This window comes from Antiquaquibacter oligotrophicus, from assembly GCF_020535405.1.
In the GTDB taxonomy this organism is placed as follows: Bacteria; Actinomycetota; Actinomycetes; order Actinomycetales; family Microbacteriaceae; genus Rhodoglobus; species Rhodoglobus oligotrophicus.
In genome coordinates this window covers 2,046,242-2,063,060 of the sequence record NZ_CP085036.1, presented here as the reverse complement: position 1 = coordinate 2,063,060, position 16,819 = coordinate 2,046,242, and the positions used below count along the sequence as shown (strand labels likewise).

General features: G+C 67.2%; 15 protein-coding genes. 6 read left to right on the top strand and 9 right to left on the bottom strand.

Going from position 1 to position 16,819, the window contains the following annotated elements; all coding sequences use genetic code 11:
* Positions 1-63 precede the first annotated feature (63 nt).
* The 6 genes from LH407_RS10020 to LH407_RS09995 form a co-directional block, all read right to left on the bottom strand.
* Positions 64-411, bottom strand: a complete 348-nt coding sequence (locus LH407_RS10020; RefSeq protein ID WP_322134134.1) for an Rv3654c family TadE-like protein — start codon at positions 409-411, stop codon at positions 64-66.
* Positions 408-743 (bottom strand): TadE family type IV pilus minor pilin, encoded by a 336-nt coding sequence (locus LH407_RS10015; protein WP_322134135.1) that lies wholly within the window; start codon positions 741-743, stop codon positions 408-410. The genes LH407_RS10020 and LH407_RS10015 overlap by 4 nt, the downstream gene beginning before the upstream one ends.
* Positions 724-930: a DUF4244 domain-containing protein gene (locus tag LH407_RS10010; RefSeq protein WP_322134136.1), complete on the bottom strand. Its 207-nt coding sequence runs from the start codon at positions 928-930 to the stop codon at positions 724-726. Before LH407_RS10010 ends, LH407_RS10015 begins: the two co-directional genes overlap by 20 nt.
* Before the next feature lie 89 nt (positions 931-1,019).
* On the bottom strand, positions 1,020-1,928 hold the full coding sequence (locus tag LH407_RS10005) for a type II secretion system F family protein (protein ID WP_322134137.1): 909 nt from the start codon (positions 1,926-1,928) through the stop codon (positions 1,020-1,022).
* Positions 1,925-2,893 carry a TadA family conjugal transfer-associated ATPase gene (locus LH407_RS10000; protein ID WP_322134138.1) on the bottom strand — a complete coding sequence of 323 codons (969 nt, stop codon included), beginning with the start codon at positions 2,891-2,893 and terminating at the stop codon, positions 1,925-1,927. The genes LH407_RS10005 and LH407_RS10000 overlap by 4 nt, the downstream gene beginning before the upstream one ends.
* Before the next feature lie 86 nt (positions 2,894-2,979).
* Positions 2,980-3,372, bottom strand: coding sequence for a pyridoxamine 5'-phosphate oxidase family protein (locus tag LH407_RS09995; RefSeq protein ID WP_322134139.1), 393 nt, complete (start codon positions 3,370-3,372; stop codon positions 2,980-2,982).
* 152 nt (positions 3,373-3,524) lie between these two features.
* Between LH407_RS09995 and LH407_RS09990 the strand changes: the two genes are divergently transcribed.
* The 4 genes from LH407_RS09990 to LH407_RS09975 all read left to right on the top strand — a co-directional run bounded on the left by LH407_RS09990 (position 3,525) and on the right by LH407_RS09975 (position 10,499).
* Positions 3,525-5,720 carry a glycoside hydrolase domain-containing protein gene (locus LH407_RS09990; protein ID WP_322134140.1) on the top strand — a complete coding sequence of 732 codons (2,196 nt, stop codon included), beginning with the start codon at positions 3,525-3,527 and terminating at the stop codon, positions 5,718-5,720.
* Positions 5,721-5,754: 34 nt separating this feature from the next.
* Positions 5,755-7,023, top strand: coding sequence for a glycosyltransferase (locus LH407_RS09985; RefSeq protein ID WP_322134141.1), 1,269 nt, complete (start codon positions 5,755-5,757; stop codon positions 7,021-7,023).
* 373 nt (positions 7,024-7,396) lie between these two features.
* Positions 7,397-9,373, top strand: a complete 1,977-nt coding sequence (gene acs, locus LH407_RS09980; RefSeq protein ID WP_322134142.1) for an acetate--CoA ligase — start codon at positions 7,397-7,399, stop codon at positions 9,371-9,373.
* A gap of 199 nt (positions 9,374-9,572) precedes the next feature.
* Complete coding sequence (locus LH407_RS09975; RefSeq protein ID WP_322134143.1) at positions 9,573-10,499, top strand: type IV toxin-antitoxin system AbiEi family antitoxin domain-containing protein; 927 nt, start codon at positions 9,573-9,575, stop codon at positions 10,497-10,499.
* A 191-nt stretch (positions 10,500-10,690) separates the two neighbouring features.
* On the opposite strand, the gene LH407_RS09970 is transcribed toward LH407_RS09975, so the two are convergent.
* Together LH407_RS09970 and LH407_RS09965 are read right to left on the bottom strand one after the other, a co-directional pair.
* On the bottom strand, positions 10,691-11,152 hold the full coding sequence (locus LH407_RS09970; RefSeq protein ID WP_322134144.1) for a RidA family protein: 462 nt from the start codon (positions 11,150-11,152) through the stop codon (positions 10,691-10,693).
* A complete protein-coding gene (locus LH407_RS09965) occupies positions 11,152-11,319 on the bottom strand; it encodes a DUF4177 domain-containing protein (protein WP_322134145.1) in 168 nt (55 codons plus the stop codon). Before LH407_RS09965 ends, LH407_RS09970 begins: the two co-directional genes overlap by 1 nt.
* 52 nt (positions 11,320-11,371) lie before the next feature.
* On the opposite strand from LH407_RS09965, the gene LH407_RS09960 reads away from it, so the two are divergent.
* Together LH407_RS09960 and LH407_RS09955 are read left to right on the top strand one after the other, a co-directional pair.
* Positions 11,372-13,921 carry a transglycosylase domain-containing protein gene (locus LH407_RS09960; protein WP_322134146.1) on the top strand — a complete coding sequence of 850 codons (2,550 nt, stop codon included), beginning with the start codon at positions 11,372-11,374 and terminating at the stop codon, positions 13,919-13,921.
* Positions 13,921-14,886 (top strand): metallophosphoesterase, encoded by a 966-nt coding sequence (locus LH407_RS09955; protein ID WP_322134147.1) that lies wholly within the window; start codon positions 13,921-13,923, stop codon positions 14,884-14,886. The genes LH407_RS09960 and LH407_RS09955 overlap by 1 nt, the downstream gene beginning before the upstream one ends.
* Before the next feature lie 60 nt (positions 14,887-14,946).
* Here LH407_RS09955 and LH407_RS09950 read toward each other — a convergent pair whose 3' ends face one another.
* Positions 14,947-16,722 carry a DUF4012 domain-containing protein gene (locus LH407_RS09950; RefSeq protein WP_322134148.1) on the bottom strand — a complete coding sequence of 592 codons (1,776 nt, stop codon included), beginning with the start codon at positions 16,720-16,722 and terminating at the stop codon, positions 14,947-14,949.
* Positions 16,723-16,819 lie beyond the last annotated feature (97 nt).

Below are 16,819 nucleotides of genomic sequence, written 5' to 3'. Positions count from 1 at the left end.
AATGACGGGCCCGGTGGGGGCGTCAGCGACACCATACACATAGTCCCGGGGGTGACCCGCTATTTATGGGGAGTCCGGTGGTCCGGCGGTGGCCCGCGCGGCCACCGTGAAGCCCAGGATGCCGCCGCTCGTCGCCACCGTCACGATGAGTCCGTCGACCTCACACGAGTCGAGTTCGACGCCGTTCGCCGAGGCAACAGCGGCCGCCAGCTCGCACGGGAAACCCGGGTGGCGACCGGATGCCGCATCCGCCGCCGCGAGGGCTGCAGCATCCGCCGCTCCCGCCGCCTGGGCTCTCGCGGCGAGCACCCGACCGAGGGGCAGAACCGCCGCCGTGAGCACAACGACGGCCGCCACGAGAGCGACAACGAGTGCGCTCCCGGAGCCACGATCACTCCGCACGGCGATCATTGACCGCCACCGAGCGCGCAACTGGTGGCCGACAGCGGAATACCCCCGAACGATGCGGTGGCCCGCACACGAACACACACGAGCGGCCCCTCGGTCCACTGGCTGGCGGCGGCGCCCGGCGCGATACTCGCCGCGACCGCCGTGCTGTCGCCTCGACCGGCAGCACGCGCGGCGGCGGCTGCGGCATCCTGCACCCGCAACTGGGCTGCGCCGACGGTGATCCCGCCGAGGCACAACGCGAGAACCATGACGACGGCCGGCAGCGCCACCGCGAACTCCGCGGTGATGCTGCCCCGCTCGCCCGCCGCGACATCACGGCATCGAGAGCGCATGTCGCACGAGGTCTGTCAGCATGCCGCGCACCTCCTCGGACCTCAGGATCACCACGAGCAGGCCGGCGAACCCCACGGCCGCGAGGGTCGCGATCGCGTACTCGGCGGTTGCCGCTCCGTCGTCGTCGTGAACCAGTCGCTGCCAGAAACGGCCACGGTCTCGCACGATCGATCGCGCTCGGTACATCTCTCTTATTCCTCTCTGGCCCGAGCGTCTCCAGTGTGGCCGGGTGGGGCGCCGCGTCGGAGCGCGTATCGCGATCGGTGGAGGCGGGGTCACAGACCCGCGACGGTGGAGGAGAGCACGGCAACCAGCAGCGGAGCAACCCCGAGGATGAGGAACGCGGGCAGAATGCACAGCCCCAGCGGCAACATGAGTCGAACCCCGAGCGCGGCCGCCGCCGCCTGCGCGTCGGCACGGGCATCCCTGCGCTGTTCCTCCGCTTCGGCGCGCAGCAGCTCGGCGGCCGGGACGCCGGCCCGCGACGACAGCGCCAGCACCTCGTCGAGACCATCAGCGGCCGCGTCCAGCTCGAACCGGCGAACGGCATCCCGGGTCGCGGCAACGGCACGATCGAGCGCGCCGCCCCCGCTCACCGCGACCGCCGCCAGTTCGCACGCGATGCCGGGGGTTGCACTGCGCGAGAGGGCGGAGGCCACCAGCCGACGGTTCCACAACCGCGCCGCGACGATGAGGCCCGCGCCCACGAGCAGCATTGCCCAGCCGGCCGGGGTGCCCACGAGCACGTCGAGTGTTCCGAACCCGAGCAGCGCGCCAAACACCAGTCCGACAAACGGCAGCACGAGCACTACACGAGCAGTGGCCCTGGGCCCCGCGAGTGCCACATCGGCATCGCGTGTCGCGTCGGCGAGCGCCCTCAGGGAGACGGCGTAGTCACGCAGAGTTGCCGCTAGCGGAGCCCCGGCATCCGTCGCCACCGACCACACTGCTGCCAGCCCGCGCCACGCCTCTCCCTCACGGGCGTCGAGCCCACCGGATGCCGCGACCAGCGCCGAACTCACATCGTGCTGCCCCACCGCCGCCGCTACAACAGCGTTGCCCGTCGTTTCGGCGACGAATGCCCATGCCGCGCCCGGGGACACTCCGGCTCCGAGCAGGACGGCGAGGCGCTGGCACACCCCCGCAATGTCTCCGAGGTTCTGCTTACCCGCGGTCGTCGTCACAGCGGAACAACGGTGAGCCGGTCGCGCTCGTCGATCGCGAGCCTGCCCCCGGCCACGAGCCTGCGGCTGCCGCCCGCACGCGCGAGGTGCAGCACCGCTCCGATCGCACTCGCGGCCTGTCGTGCGGTGGCCGTGGCGTCGAGGCCGGCGAGCGCTCCCAGTGCCTCGAGTCGGGCTGGCACGTCGGCGAGCGAGTTCGCGTGAAGTGTTCCCGCACCACCGTCGTGGCCGGTGTTGAGCGCCGAGAGGAGGTCACGCACCTCAGCTCCGCGGCATTCGCCGAGCACAAGCCTGTCGGGTCGCATGCGCAGTGCCTCGCGCACGAGCCGGGGTAAGCCGACCTCGCCCGCCCCCTCGAGGTTGGGTTGTCGCGCTTCGAGGGTCACAACGTGGGGGTGATCGATGCGCAGTTCGGCGACGTCTTCGATGACGACAATCCGCTCCGTGGCGGGCGCCGCCGCGAGCAGGGCGCCGAGGAAGGTGGTTTTGCCGGACCCGCCGGCCCCGGTGATGAGGAGGTTCGCGCGTGCGGCGACAAGCTCTCGAACCGCGGAGGCGTCGACACCCGAGAAGAATCCCGTGGATTCCAGTTGCGCCAGCGCAGGTCGCTCCGCGCGCGGAAGGCGTATAGAGAGGTAGGTGCCGGCCGTCGCGACGGGAGGCAGCGCAGCGTGCACCCGCACCCCGTCGCCGAGGCGGACATCCATCAATGGCGTGGCTTCATCGATATGACGTCCTCCGGCGGCAATGAGGCGCACGGCAAGATCCCGCACGTCGCGCTCGGTGAGGGCGAGCGGCACACGCTCGTGGCCACCACCCCGGTCGGCCCACACCCCGCCGACGCCATTGACGAAAACATCCGTCACCGCCGTGTCGTAGATCACGGATGCGAGGGGCCCGAACTCTCGCCCAACCGCCCGTACCGGCACGTCGGGCTCACCGGGCGCTCGCACGACAAAACTCATGCACCGAACCTAGGAACACGGGCGCGCCGGGATGCCCGGCCACCGTAACCCGGGGACAACGCGTCAGACGTGCCCCTGGGGAGGAGCTACGAGTAGTCCGCCTGCCACGCCACCCGCGGCCGCACGACATAGGCGGCGAGCCCACTGCGGATGTTGTAGTCCTTACCCGAGTACAGGTTCGAGAGCCGGTCCGCGACGGCGACCGCGGCATCCCCCGTCAGCCGCTCGACGACCTCACCGCGCACCGTCGCCATCGCGAAGTCGTTCCCCTTGCGAGTCGTGGAGAGTGCAAATCGCGGGTCACGCTGAAGGTTGCGGTCTTTGCGCGACCCCGCCTCCATAAAGAACTCGAGTTCGCCGTCGCCGTGCGGCCCAACCCACACCGCGACAGCGTGCGGGCTGCCGTCCTCGTTGATGGTCGCGAGGTGCGCTACGGCGCTCCCGTCGAAATAGGGCACGACGTCGTTCCAGTCACTCATGACTCCACCGTAAGCGCATCGAGTGCTGCCATTCGGCTGCTCTGAGCGCCCGAATAGCAGCCATATGGCAGCACTCGGCGACGAGCGTGGTTACCAGTCAGCGTTCACACCCGCGTAATACGCCGGAGACATTCGGCACCTACCCTCGAACCATGATCGAGCACGTCGATCCGTTCATCGGCACGGAGGCCACGGCACTGCCGCAGCAGTCCGGCCTGGCGGCCACGTGGTGGTGGCCAAAACCCCAGGTGGGCAACACACACCCGGGCGCCACCTACCCGTTCGGGATGGTCTCCGCGTGCGCCTACTCCGGTGCCTACCCCACGGGGTACGGGCACTACGACCTCAACACGGAGGGCATCCCGCCGACGGTGTTCGAGAAGTCCGTGGCATCCGGGTTCACGCACTTCCAGCAGTCCGGAACGGGCGCGATCCGCAAGTACTACAACTACTTCCGCGTCTCCCCCATGCTCGAGCCGCTCGACGTTCTCGGTCGTGAGTGGGAGATCGCGGATGAAGCGGCCGAACCCGGGTGGTATGCCGCCACCCTCGAGTCGGGCATCCGTGCCGAACTCACCGTCGGCCCGAAGAGTGCCGTGCATCGCTACACCTTCCCGACCAACAAAAACGCCCGTGTTGTGGTCGACTTTTCGCTCGGCGGCCTCGCCATTCCGCACTCCTCGACGATCCCACTGCGCGCCCACCTCGAATCGGTCGCACCGGGAGTGGCCCAGGGCACGATCGTCGTCGAGGGAACACCGCTCTCGGTCTACCTCGAATGCGACGCCGAGAACTGGCGGCAGATGCTCTGGTACGACCGGCGGCTCATGCCGGGCGGCACCCGACTCGACTTCGATCACATCCGCCCGACAACCCTGCGCACGTTTGGGCTCATGTGGGCGGGTCCGAGCACGGAGGGCCAGCAGGTCGAACTGCGTATGGGCTTCTCGCTGCGCGGTGTGGAACAGGCCAAACGTAACCTCCACGAGGACGTCGGCACGGAGTCCGGTCAGTTCACCCGTCGCCGCGAGCGCACCCAGAAGGCGTGGCGCAAGCAGCTGCAGAACATCACCATCGACTCCCCGTCGCCAGAGCGCTCGACGGTCTTCTCCACCGCGCTCTACCACTCACTCATCAAGCCATCCATCGCCAACGGCGAGAGCCCCTTCTGGCCGGGCGACGGGCCCTTCGCGTTCGACATCTCCACCATGTGGGACATCTACCGCACACAGCTTCCGCTCATGACGGCACTGCAGCCGGAACGCGCCGTCGAACTCGCCAACGCCCTCCTCACGATCGCGGAGGAAGAAGGCAACTTCCCCATCGGCTACCGCATGGCCATCGGCAGCGACCGCTTCTCCCGGCAGGGCAGTGCGCTCGCGCACACATTCCTCGCCGACCTCTGCCAGCTCGGCATGCCCGGCATCGACTGGGAGTGGGCGCTCGTACACATGCACAACGACCTTCGGCGCAGTTACGGCGAGGAGTTCCTGCTGCGTGGGGAGGCGCATCCGATCACCCACACGCTCGACCTCGCCTTCGGGTACTGGTGCACGGCCAAGATCGCCGCGGCCGTCGGCGACCGCGCCCTCGTCGACGAGCTCGCCCCGTTCGCCGACCGCTGGGTCAACGCCTACAACCCGGAGACCGGACTCCTCAAAGACTCCACCTACTACGAGGGCAGCCGGTACAACTACTCGTTCCGTGTGCAGCACGACATGGCGTCGCGCATCGCGCTCGCGGGCGGCGACGAGGCATTCATCGGGATGCTCGACCAGTTCTTCGGGTACGGAGCACCCGCCGTCATCCAACCGGGCCTCGCACCGAGCGAGGACGAACTCGCCGCGGGCTACGCGCTCGGACGATTCGAGGGACTCAACAACGAGCCAGACATGGATGCCCCGTGGTCGTACTACTACGCCGGTCGCCCCGACCGCACGGCCGAAGTAGTCCACAACGTCGTTATGCAACAGTTTGGAACCGGCCGGGGCGGACTCCCCGGCAACGACGACTCGGGGGGCCTCAGCTCCTGGTACGTCTGGGCCTCGCTCGGGCTCATGCCCGCGGCCGGCCAGAACCTCTTTTTTGTTGGTGCACCCTCGTTCCGCTCGTCGAGCATCGCCGCCCCCGGTGGCGCGTTCACGATCGCGACCGAGGGGTTCACGGAGCCGATACCCGGCGGCCCCGTGCAGTACGTGCAGTCGGCAACCCTCAATGGGGTGCCGCTCACGCGCTCGTGGATTCGCGCCGACGAACTCCACCGCGGGGGCGACCTCGTGGTCTCACTCGGGCCCGAGCCGAGCGAGTGGGGGCGCATCGAACGTCCGCCCTCCGCACGCGTCCTGTGACGCTTCCCCACCCACTCGTCCTAAGGAACCACCCATGAGCACCAACCGCCGCCTCATCATCGTCAACCGGGCCGACCCCGTCATTTGCGGGCACTCGGTGGAGGGCCGAAACCTCGCCGAGGTCGCTCTCACCAGGGGCTTCGACGATGTGCGCATCGTGACGTGGCCGCTTGAGCGACTGCAGTCCAGCGGCCTTCCGCTCAAGCCGCTCGATTCGGTACTGCCCTACAGCGAGGGCATCACCGTCGAACGCCCGGAACCCGTCGGCGACTACAAGGTGCCAGACGGCCGCTACACCGCGGGCATTACCGGTCGCCTCGTGGAGCTCCTCACCGACGGCGTGCCGACGACGGTCCTGTCGCTATACCTCAGCCCGCACACCCTCGCCGTCGACGACGCGGTGCGAGTGGCACAGTCGACGGGACTCCCGGTGGATGTCACAACCATCGCCGAAGCGGTCGGCAGCGACATCACCAACGTGGTGCGGTCAAGCCTCGAACGGGACGCGTTCGGGGCGGCCGCGCAGATCTTCAGCGCCTACCTCGCACAGGACCGCCCGGTGGCGGTCTCCGAATACACACGCGACATCATCGTCGCCGGCGCCGAGGAGCTGGATGCCCGTCACGGCACCCGCTTCGCGGAGGCTTGCCGCGAGCGCATCGAGATCTCCTACCCCGCGATCGACACGTCCGCCTACCTCGACCTCGACCCCGAGGAGACGGCCCGAGTGCTCGAATCGCGTGGACTCGCGCGCAACCGCTACGTGCTGTTCTTGTCCCGCCTGCAGGCGGCGAAGGGTGTCGACGACCTGATCGGCGGCTTCGAACGCGCGGCACTCCCCGCCGATGTTGAGCTCATCATCGCGGGGCGCGGACCCGACGCAGACCGCCTTCACACGATCGCCGCGGCATCCCCCCTGTCGGAGCGCATTCGTTTTCTCGATGACGTCGGGGATGCCGAGAAGCCGCACCTCATGGAGGCGTGCGCCGTCTACGCCCTCCCGAGCAAGCCGAGCGCCGACTTCGTGGAAACGTTCGGTATCGCGATCGCCGAGAAGATGCTCGCCGGCGGCGGCCCCGTGATCACCACGCTCACGGGTGGCATCGGTGAGGCGGTCGGCGATCACGCGATCATCGTGCCCGTGGAGGACCCGGATGCAATCGCCGCAGCCCTCGAGGAGGCGCTGGCCCTCGACACCGATGAGCTCTCGGTGCGGGCCGCGGCCGCGCGCGACTACGCGTTGCAGTTCGACCGCGAGAACGTGTTCGACAAGCTGTTCCGCACGGAGGTGGTGGTGCGGTAGCGGGGCGCGGGTTTCGAGACGCCGCTAGCGAGTGCTTCGTGGGCTGGTTTCGAGACGCCGCTACGCGGCTCCTCAACCAGCAGGGAGCTCACCAACGCAACGCGCCCTCTTTCGCAACCACCCACGACGCGTCGATGGCGGGGACATCGACGCCATTAAACACAGAGGGGCGGCGCCTATTGGGGGGAACAGGCGCCGCCACAGCGGTGCGCGATTGGGGGGAATCGGGATGCACCGCTAATCGCACTCTAGGTGCAACGGATTTCAGTGTAATCGTTACTTCCGTAGCGTCAATGGTTTTTTCCTGTGACGTTTATGATCGGTCGTGGTGCGCGCGTGAGCGGCGTGGGCGCCGTTGTGACGGGAGATCATCGTGGATCCGAAACCCAAGAACTCGATCGATAGTTTGCTGCAGGAGTCGCGGCGGTTCGCCCCGAGTGAGGCGTTCGCCGGGGCATCCGTCGCCCGCCCTGAGCTCTATTCGGAGGCGAAGGCCGACCGCCTGGGGTTCTGGGCGGATCGTGCCCGCGAGCTGGTCGACTGGCACACACCGTTCACTGAGGTGTTGGACTGGTCGAACGCTCCGGTGGCCCGCTGGTTCGCCGATGGCGAGCTGAACGTCGCCTATAACTGTCTCGACCGGCACGTTCTGGCCGGCAACGGCGACCGGGTCGCGTTCTTTTGGGAGGGCGAACCGGGCGATACCCGCACCGTCACTTACGCGGAGCTGACGCGCGAGGTGAAGCGTGCGGCGAACGCGCTCGCGGCCCTCGGCATCGGTCGGGGCGATCGGGTCGCCATCTACCTGCCGGTGATTCCGGAGGCGGTTGTCGCGATGCTCGCGGTCGCGCGCCTGGGCGCGATCCACTCTGTCGTGTTCGGCGGGTTCAGCGCGGAGAGCCTGCGTGGTCGCATCGAGGATGCGGAGGCGAAGCTCGTCATCACCGCCGACGGCGGTTACCGCAAGGGCAAGGTCTTCCCGCTGAAGCCGGTGGTGGATGCCGCACTCGAGCAGGGCGGGGCGTCCGTCGAGCACGTGCTCGTGGTGCGGCGCGGCGAGAACGCCGTTGGGTTCACGGAAGGCCGTGACCTGTGGTGGCACGACACGGTGGATGCGGCATCCGATGAGCACGTCGCTGAGGGTTTCGAGGCCGAGAACCCGCTGTTCATCCTGTACACCTCGGGCACAACCGGTAAGCCGAAGGGCATCGTGCACACCTCGGGCGGGTACCTCACGCAGGTGGCATTTACGCATCGCAACGTGTTCGACCTCAAGCCGGAACGCGACGTGTATTGGTGCACGGCCGACGTCGGCTGGGTCACCGGGCACAGCTACGTCGTGTACGGCCCACTCGCGAATGGGGCGACGCAGGTGCTCTACGAGGGCACCCCCGATACCCCGCACCCCGGTCGTTGGTGGGAGCTCATCGAGAAGTACGGTGTGACGATCTTCTACACGGCGCCCACGGCGATCCGCAGTTTCATGAAGATCGGGCGGCAGGTGCCCGACGGGTTCGATCTGTCGAGCATCCGCCTGCTCGGGTCGGTGGGTGAACCGATCAACCCGGAGGCGTGGGTCTGGTATCGCGACGTGATCGGGGCCGGTACCGCGCCCATCGTGGACACGTGGTGGCAGACGGAGACGGGCGGGATCATGATCTCGGCGCTGCCGGGGCTGACGACCCTCAAGCCGGGGTCTGCGCAGGTGCCGATCCCCGGCATCTCCATCGACATCCTCGGGGAGGACGGCACGCGTGTTGACCCGCCGCACGGCGGGCTGCTGGTGGTGAGCGAGCCGTGGCCGTCGATGCTGCGGGGTATCTGGGGTGACCCGGAGCGCTTCCGCGAGACGTATTGGTCGCGCTTTTCGACCCCCGAACGGTGGCGTTACTTCGCCGGCGACGGCGCCCACGTGGACGAGGACGGCGACATCTGGCTGCTCGGCCGCGTCGACGACGTCATGAACGTGTCCGGTCATCGGCTGTCGACGACGGAGATCGAGTCGACCCTCGTGTCGCACCCGATCGTGGCTGAGGCCGCCGTGGTGGGTGCGTCCGACGAGCAGACCGGTCAGGCGGTGGTCGCGTTTGTGATCCTGCGCGCGGAGCACGCAGACGCTCAGACGCCGGAGGAGGCATCCGTTGCCCTGCGGGCCCACGTCGCGCAGGCGATCGGCGCGATCGCGCGGCCCCGGCAGGTGTTTGTGGTGGCCGAGCTGCCCAAAACGCGTTCCGGCAAGATCATGCGCCGCCTGCTGCAGGATGTCGCGGAAGGCCGCGACCTCGGTGACACCACAACCCTCGCCGACACATCCGTGATGCACATCATCACCAGCGACGTGCGCGGGTAGCCCCCCTCCGCCGCCCCCCTTCCCTCCCCCTCTCCCTTCTCCCCCAGCAGTCATTTCACTGATTTCCGGAGGGTTGGGCCTTGAGAGCGCTCCATTCGGTAACTGGTGTGACTTCACCCCGGATGCTCCGGAAAAGTGCTCGATGGTGCGGGGCGGGTCGACTCCTCGACAGAACCTGCTTTCTGCAGGCAATGCACGGATGCCGCCACCCGGCGTCGACGGATGCCCGGGCACGGGCATCCTCACCCGGGTGGGCTCTCGCGACATCACCGCCGTGCTCGCCGGAGTTGGAGGTGTGGCGACTCGGCCGCAATTGGTGGCCAGGGGATTCAGCGGCTACGGGCTTACCCGCGCCGTCCGAGCGGGCATCATTCAGCGCATTCGGCGGTCGCGCTACGCACTGAACGACCTCGACTCCACCCTCAAACTCGCGATCCAGCACGGCGGCGTGCTGGGTTCACTGAGCGCGGCTCGGCTCTATGGGCTCTGGGTGGGGCTCGACGATCGCATCCATATCAGCTGGCGCAGCCACGGCAATGTCGCCAAACCAGCGCGCGTGATTTTCGGCACTCGCCCCGAGGTTCTTCATCACTGGCACGTGGCCGCCGAGGTCAGCGATTCCCTGCTCGCGGTCACGCCTCGTGAAGCGCTGGCGCAGGTTTTACGAACCGAGTCCAGGCAACTCGCTGTCGCGTGCGCCGACTCGGCGATCCGCCAGGGCGTGCTCTCCGATCGTGATGTTCGCGAGCTCTTCCGATCCATGCCTCGCGAAATCGCGGAATGGGAGCGCTTCATCGATGGGCGTTCCGATTCCGGCCTCGAGTCGATGGTGCGAATCTGGTTGATCGACCGCGGCATCCCGTTCATCTTTCATAAGCGGATTCCCGGCATCGGCGAAGTGGACTTCCTCATCGGTCGATCGCTGGTTTTCGAGACGGATGGCGGACAGTTCCACGACAGTGCGCGTGATGCCGAGCGGGATGCCGTGCGCAACACCCGCGCGGCGGCGCGCGGATACATCACGCTGCGTGCCCGCTATCGGATGGTCATGTTCGCGCCACACGAGTGGCAGAGGCCGCTGCTGGAGCACCTCGCGCGTGGCGACCACAAGCGTCGCGTGACCTGAGCGGCGCCCGCTTCATCGGCCAGCATCACGCCGTGCGATGCAATCGTCATCGAGCACTTCTCCGGAGCATCCAGGTCCAAATCACACCAGTTACAGGAAGGAGCGCTCTCAGGGCCGAACCCTCCGGAAAAGAGTGAAAAAACCCTCTCTGGGGGGGGGGGGGGGACGCGGGTAGGGCCGCGGGTCGCGGCCTACGCGAACTCGAAGACGAACTCGATCTCTACGGGGGCATCGAGCGGGAGCACCGCGACACCCACAGCGCTGCGGGCGTGCTGGCCTGCCTCACCGAAGATGTCCTGCAGGAGCTCGGATGCACCGTTGATGACCCCCGGCTGCCCGGTGAAGGACGGGTCGGATGCCACGAACCCGACAACTTTCACGACGCGGGTGATGCGGTCCAGCGACCCAATGGCGCTCCGCGCCGCGGCGAGGCCGTTCAGTACGCACTGCCGCGCGTAGTGCGCCGCGTCGTCCGCGTTGACGGTGGACCCCACCTTGCCGGTGGCGGGAAGGACCCCGTCGATCATAGGAAGTTGGCCTGAAGTGTAGACGAGGTTTCCGCTGGTGACGGCGGGCAGGTAGGCGGCGACCGGTTTGGAGGTCGCGGGCACGGTGAGTCCGAGTTCGGCGAGGCGGGAATCCAGTTGCGACATCAGGCGTTCTCCCCAGTGATGACGGGTCGTTTGAGGTAGGCGACGAGGCCACCTTCTGGTCCGGTGACGATCTGCACGAGTTCCCACCCCTGGGAACCCCAGTTGTTGAGGATCGCGGTCGTGTTGTGGATCAGCAGGGGGGTGGTGACGTACTCCCAGGTGGTCATTGGGGGCTTCCGTTCAGCTAGATGGCAGGGCTCGTGCCGTACCCTTGATTCTATGTCTGCCCAAAAATCACCGCGCTCGGGCGTGCTCTCCGGCGCAGCGGGTCTCGTTGGCTTCAGCGCTCTTGCTGGCCTTCTCGTGACCGTTATGGTGACCCCGGCCGTGGCTATCACGGGGGTTACCGCCTCGAGCACCATCGGCATTTTCGACAGTCTCCCCGAATACATCGAGATCGGCCAGCAGCCGGAACGCAACACCATCTACGCCCAGTACTCGGGCGAGGGCAATGTTGGCGGCTACCAGGAGATCGCGCGCATCTACAAGCAGAACCGCGAGGAGGTGCCGTTCGAGGAGATCTCGCAGTTCGCCCTCGACGCGGCGGTCGCCGGTGAGGATGAGCGTTTTTACACGCACGGCGGTGTCGACGTTCAGTCGGTCATCCGTACGGCTCTCGACAACTTTGTGGCCGGCGGCATCGAGGGTGGCTCTTCCACCCTGTCAATGCAGCTGGTAAAGCAGATCTTCGTGCAGGAGGCCCTCGAGCTTCCCACCGAGGAGGAGCGTGAGGCCGCCTATGAGGAGGCGACCGCGACCGAGTACGACCGCAAGCTGAAGGAGATGAAGCTCGCGATCGGCCTCGAGAAGAAGTACACGAAGAAGGAGATTCTCACCGCGTACCTCAACATCGCGTTCTTCGGGGACAACACCTACGGCATCCAGGCCGCGTCGCAGCGTTACTTCAGCAAAGACGCGAAGGATCTGACCCTCGCCGAGGCCGCAGCACTCATCGCGATCGTGCAGTACCCGGAGACTCGCGACCTGAGCACTCCAGACAACTACCCGGCCAACGAGGCTCGACGCGATGTCATCCTCCAGTCGATGGAGCGCCTCGGCATGGTTACGCAGGAGCAGTACCAGGAGGCCTACGACACCCTCTACGACGAGAACTTCGTGAAGCCGTCCACGCCAAGCAATGGATGTATGGGCGCCGACCGTCACGCCAAATGGTTCTGCGACTACGTCGTCAAAAACGTCAAGAACTTCGAGTTCCTCGGGGCCGACGAGGCCGAGCGCCAGGCAAACTGGGATCGCGGCGGCTACCAGCTCTACACAACTCTCGACATGGACGTGCAGGTAAATGCACAGATGCGCATGTGGGATTACGTGAACTACAACGAAACCGCCATGAACCTCGGTGGCGCGAGCACCTCGGTCGAGGTGGGCACGGGTCGTGTACTGACCATGACCGAGAACAAGGAGTACAACAACACACTCGAGGGCGGGGGCTCCGCCACAACGGCGGTCAACTTCAACGCAAATCTGGAGTACGGAGCCTCGTCGGGCTTCCCCGGTGGTTCGACGTACAAACTCTTCACCCTTCTCGCCTGGCTGGATGCTGGCAAGGGCCTATACGAGCGGGTGAGCGGTGACGCGCGCACCGAGAACATGGCCAAGTTCCAGGACAGCTGCAACGGGCCGTACGGTGGCCCCTACCAGTTCCGCAACGACGGCGGTCAGTCGCCGGGTGCTGTGGACATCATCTCGGCGACCTCCGGCTCGATCAACGGTGCGTTCCTCACGATGGCGATGCAGCTCGACCAGTGCAAGATCGCCGAGATGGCCAAAAATGTCGGCGTCGAGCGCGCCGACGGTGACCCGCTGACCACCCAGCCCTCCGCCGTGCTCGGTACGAACGAGATCACACCCCTCGGCATGGCGGGCGCCTACGCGACCGTGGCCTCCGGCGGTAAGTACTGCAAGCCCATCGTTGTCGACCGCGCGATCGGTCCCGACGGCGCCGAGCTGCCCGGCCAGGCGCAGGAGTGCCGCCAGGCGCTCGACCCCGAGGTCGCGGCTGCCGCGGCCGGAGCTCTGCGTGCGGTGATGACGGGCGGCACCGGTTCGGCGTCGAACCCTGGTGACGGCATCCCGATCATCGGTAAGACGGGTACCACCAACAGCGCGGAGCACACGTGGATCGTGACCTCGACCACACGTGTCGCGACGGCGGTGTGGGTCGGAAACATCGTCGGACAGGACCCGCTCTACAACTACGAGTGGATGGGCTACGCCGGTAACCAGCTGCGTCACCCCGTGATGGCCGCGACCATGGCCGTCATCGACTCCAAGTACGGCGGCGGTGAGTTCCCGGCCATCCCCGACCGGTTCATGAAGGGTTCGAGCCTCGCGGTTCCGGATGTTCGTGGCCAGACCCCCGACGCCGCCAAGGCGCTCCTCGAGGGACTCGGATTCGGCTACAAGGACGGCGGTGTCGTCGACAGCGACGTGGAGGCCGGCAAGGTCGCGACGACCGATCCGCCTCCCGGTGCGACGTCCGCCGTGGGCATCGTGGTGACCGTGTACACGAGTAACGGTGCGCTCAAGGGTGTGCCCGACGTGGCCGGCGAAACGGTCGAGGGTGCCCGGAGCATCCTGCAGGGTGCGGGCTTCACGAACATCAACGAGCGCTGCCAGCGCCTGCCGAGTTCGACCCAGCCGAACGACCCGCGTGTCGATCGTGTCTCGTCGTCGAACCCGCCTGCTGGCACGGTCATCCGCCCGGGTGATCCGATCACGCTCACCGTGACGAAGCTCAGCTGCTGATGACGGCGAGTCCCGTCCGCGTCGCGGGCGCGGCCCTCGGGGTCGCGGCCGCGGCGGGGGCAGCGGCCTTCGTGTGGGGTGTCGCCGTCGAGCGCAACCGCTTCACGGTGCGCCACGAAACGTTGCCGGTCCTCGCGCCGGGTGCACGCCCCATCACGGTGCTGCACCTCGCCGACCTGCACATGGCACCGTGGCAGACGAACAAACAGGAGTGGGTGGCATCCCTTCGCGCCATCGTCGAGCCAGACCTCATCGTCAATACGGGCGACAACATGGGGCACCCGGAGGGGCTTGCGGGGGTTCGCGCCGCGCTCGACGCGTTTGCGGGCATCCCCGGTGTTTTTGTCAACGGGTCAAACGACTACTACGGTCCGCAGCGCAAAAACCCGCTCGGGTACTTCCTCTCCCCCAGCGCCAGGCCGGATAAGGCTGTCGGCCTCGACGTGGATGCCATGGAGCGCTACTTCGAAGAGGACCTCGGCTGGCTCGACCTCAACAACGCAGCGCGCGCGCTAGAACTGCGTGGTTCGCGTCTCGAGTTTTTCGGCGTCAACGATGCGCACCGCTCGTGGGATCGGCTCGACCTGCTGCCGGGTGCCATCGAGGAGATGCACGAGAACGTCGGGTGGCAGGATGACCCGGGCCCCGAGCCCGTGCGGATCGGTGTGACCCACGCCCCCTACCGGCGGGTGCTCGACTCGTTTGTCACGCACGGAGCCGAGGTGATCTTCGCGGGCCACACGCATGGTGGCCAGGTGCGCATTCCCGGGCGACCGGCGTTGGTTACGAACTGCGATATCCCCCGCGAGCAGGCTCAGGGCCTCACCCTGTGGCGGCACGCGCGCCACGCTGCCTATCTCAACGTGAGCGCGGGCATCGGTACGTCGATCTACGCACCGTTCCGTTTCGCGTGCCCGCCCGAGGCGGTTGTGGTGACGCTCGTCGCCGGTGACGGCGAGTTCTAATAACACAGCGCCGGTGACGGCGAGTTCTAATAACACAGCGCCGGAGACGAAGCTCTCTAACTACCCGCAGGGCCACTCCACAACCTCGACGGGGGTGTACCGCGCCAGGGGTGTGACGTAGGCCTCGAGGTCTCGTGCGAGATCCACGTCGTCGCCGTCGATGATGTACTCGGTGGTGGTCGACTGGCCGGGGCCGAGGGTGAGCCTCTGCACCATGGCGGGGTGTTCGCCGTCGGTCGCCGTGACCGGGGTGAAGTCGGCATCCCACCCGCTCGCGCTCGCGAAGGTCGACCCGGGCGGCGCGTACAGGGTGGCGCGCAGGCGCAGCTTGCCGTCCTGTAGGGCTCCGACATACCAGGGAAGCAGTGGCCCGAAGTCGGGTGTCATGAGGTTGGTGAAGGTGGTCCGCACGCGGTACCTGCTGCTGTCGCCGCACACCTGCTGGGAGAGTTCCACTGTGGCGTCGAGGTAGTAGAGCATCTTCGACCCGTAGTTCTCGGTGAAGTACAGGCCGAACTCGGCGGTCTCCTCGTCGTAGGCGAGGGGTGGCAGGTCGAGCGGAAGGCCAGCGAGTGCTTCGCGCTCGGAGTCGTCGAAGAACCACGCGAGCAGGCGGTGCTGCTCCCCCGCGTTGATGGCGGCGGCCAGGAAGGATGCCGGATCGAACGATCCACCGGTGACGGAGGCGAAGAGCTGCTGCACGATGTACCCGAAGACGGCGTCCTGCTCCTCGTTGGTGCCGTAGTTCAGGTAGACCTCGTTGAGGAGGAACGCGGCGGCGTTCGTTCCGTCCACGACCGTGCCGTCGGGGAGGGTGACGGGCGGTGTGGATTGGAGGAAAAAGCCGAGGGCTACCGGGTCCTGGAAGAACACGGCATCCGGAGTCGTGCCGAACGCGTTGTTCCAGTAGGCGGCGGCCGTCTCGGCGGAGAGCTGCAGGTCGGGCACGATCGTGGTGTTCGACGGGCGCAGGCCCGCACCCTCGAAGAGTGCGACCTGTTCGGCAGTCAGCCCGATGATCGGCATCGAGGAGATGAGGGGGTCGACGTTGACCTGCTGCTGGAGGCTGATGCGACCGTCGTCGACGATCACCTCGAGCCAGGAGCCGGCGTGACCGCCGAGCGAGCGGGCTTCTGCGTTGTTCTGGAACACCACGAGGTAACGACGGGGGCCGTCCTGCCCGAGGAGCTTCGGTAGCTCCTTCACGAGGCCGTCCGCACCGGCCATGAGGGGCACCAGCGGCTCCACGAAGTCGGTGACCCGAGTGTGGGCATCCTGGATGGGCCCGATCGTGCCCGACGTGTCGAGCGCGTCGAGGCGGGCGGATGCGTCGACCATCGCCGCGTCCGCACCCTCGAAGATCGACTGCAGTTCGCCGACGGCGCTCAAGTCGAAACGGCCGTCTACGGGCTTCAGGAACGAGGCATCCAGGAGCCCTGCGCTTGTCGCGGGCGCGAGTGCGCCCTGCACAACGGTGTCGGTGATGGCGGCGATCTCGCCGAAGGCGTGGAGGTTGGCTCCCGCGAACGGGGTCACGGCGGCGGCACCCCAGACGGGGTCGCTCGTGAGGGATCGTGCAGCGGACGTGTGCTCGGCGACCTCGGCGACGGCCTCCTGCACTCCCTCGAAGTCTCCGTCAGCGGCATCCTGCTGAACACCCACAAGGATCGGCAGGGCCGCCTCGAGTTCACCCTTGGCAAGGAACCCGCGGATGCCCACCCAGCCGACAACAAACAGCAGGAGCACCGCGACCCCGACGAGCACCCACACGACCACCCTGCGGCGGGATCTGGGTCGGTTGCGGGCATTTCGGGTGGTGGTGGCGGCCCTGGTCACGCTCAACATTCAACCAGACGAACGGGTCTGTCGGTCCTCCGATTGGGGGACACATCGAGGGGCATCGGTGCGCGGCGCGGGAGTGCCCCAGGATCGG